Source organism: Undibacterium sp. GW821-FHT11B02, assembly GCF_058808955.1.
The window spans coordinates 1-949 of the sequence record NZ_JBXASD010000035.1 but is presented as its reverse complement, the minus strand read 5'-3'; the positions used below and the strand labels follow the sequence as shown (position 1 = coordinate 949).

General features: G+C 48.3%; 1 protein-coding gene. It reads left to right on the top strand.

What is annotated here, in order from left to right; genetic code table 11:
• Positions 1-910 (top strand): IS3 family transposase (locus AC1RVX_RS29995; RefSeq protein WP_493220244.1); only part of this gene is annotated, 910 nt, incomplete at its 5' end.
• Between the last annotated feature and the right edge of the window lie 39 nt (positions 911-949).

The window sequence follows — 949 nt, the reverse complement described above, 5'->3', positions numbered from 1 at the left end:
ACTTCGCGAAAGATGTTGTGTGAAGTATGCATGGATAGCTGGCAACAGCAAAACTTATTCTTTAGCAGAAATGTGCGCCCTATTGGAAGTCAGTGTGAGTGGTTATCGCGCCTGGCAACGAGGTGGAATTCCTGGCAGAAAGCGCTTAACTGAGGCACAGATGCTGGCAATCATTCGCGCCATTCATGCAGAACTCAAGGGCGCGTATGGCAGCCCGCGCATGATCAGAGAACTGAGATTGCGCGGCTTTACAGCCAGCAAAGAACGTGTCGAAAGATTGATGCGAGAGCATGGCATACGCGCAAGGCATAAGCGCCGCTACAAGGTAACGACAGACTCGAAACATGCGTTACCTGTTGCAGACAATCTGCTCGATAGAAACTTTCTGCCGACGGCGCCGAATCAAGCATGGACTTCTGATATCACTTACTTATGGACAGACGAAGGATGGCTCTATCTGGCTATCGTGCTTGATCTATTTAACCGGGAGGTGATTGGTTGGTCACTCAAGCCACGCATGACCAGTGACATTGTGATGGATGCTTTAACGATGGCATGGTTCCGCCGCCGACCGCCAACTGGTGTGATGCATCATTCTGATCGTGGTAGTCAATATGCCAGCAATGCGTTTCAGAGCAAGCTCAAGGAATTTGGTATGGTTTGCTCAATGAGCCGCAAAGGAAATTGTTGGGATAACGCACCTACCGAGAGCTGGTTTAACAGCTTCAAGAATGAGCGCTATCATGGAATTCGTTACGCAACCCATGACGCAATGAAGGCAGCAAGCTTTGAATATATTGAAGTGTTTTATAATCGAACCCGCCAGCACTCAACATTAGGTTATCGCTCGCCGGTTCAATATCTGGAAGACTGGATGAAGAAACAAATTCAAGAGAATCTGGCTGCATGACATTCACCTGATGGTGAACTAATTACCGAGGGAAGCTCA